The sequence below is a fragment of the Actinomadura sp. KC216 genome (assembly GCF_004348535.1).
Lineage (GTDB): Bacteria > Actinomycetota > Actinomycetes > Streptosporangiales > Streptosporangiaceae > Spirillospora.
In genome coordinates this window covers 1-765 of record NZ_SMJX01000658.1, presented here as the reverse complement: position 1 = coordinate 765, position 765 = coordinate 1, and the positions used below count along the sequence as shown (strand labels likewise).

Below are 765 nucleotides of genomic sequence, written 5' to 3'. Positions count from 1 at the left end.
GACAGGCCCCCTTCCCGATCAACCCTCGCCCTTCCATCTGCGCTATGGCGGAGCGCACGGCAGTCCGGGATGCACCGAACCGTTCGCACAGCTCCTTCTCGGTAGGAAAGCGGTCGCCCACCTTCGCCTCACCGCCGCGCAACAGGTCGGTCACCCGCTCGACCAACGGCCGGCGGTCACCGGTCCCCGTCACGAACCAACCGGCGCCCTGTACCGACTCGATCACACCATCGGCCTTGAGCGCGGCGAGGGCCCGCTCGATAGTGCTGCGACTCACGCTGTACTCCCTCACGAGTGCCGACTGGGACGGCAACGCTTCAGTGATCTCACCGTCTCTGATCTTCTGGCGGAGAGATTCCGAGACCTCCAGGTATGTACCTCGCGGACTACCCTGCGGCACGTGGGCCTCCCCTTGCTAGACCTGGTCGGCGCCCCCGGTGAGCGCCAGATTCAAGTTTTCCACGCCCTGTGCGACCGGCCGATGGTCTCGCCGTCCCCCGGCCCCTCGCTCGACACCGCTCGTTGTCCTGCTCTTTGTCCAGTACGCCGACGGCCGTCACCGTTCACCGCAGTACGCATACCCCCTCTGACCTGCCCCGCGAACTCCCATGAACGCCCCCGAACGGGCATGCGGATAGTTGGAAAGCGTGTTGCGTGCAAGCGCTCGCGAGTTCGAATCTCGCATCCTCCGCCACGGTATGACCAGGCAAAACGAAGGGGCCCGACGATCCTCGGCGGGCCCCTTCGCTGTTGTCCTTAGCCCTC

At 65.8% G+C, this 765-nt stretch carries 1 protein-coding gene; it reads right to left on the bottom strand.

Going from position 1 to position 765, the window contains the following annotated elements; all coding sequences use genetic code 11:
* On the bottom strand, positions 1 to 400 hold a 400-nt coding region (locus E1264_RS42850; RefSeq protein WP_132183326.1), incomplete at its 3' end, for a GntR family transcriptional regulator.
* Positions 401 to 765: the final 365 nt, after the last annotated feature.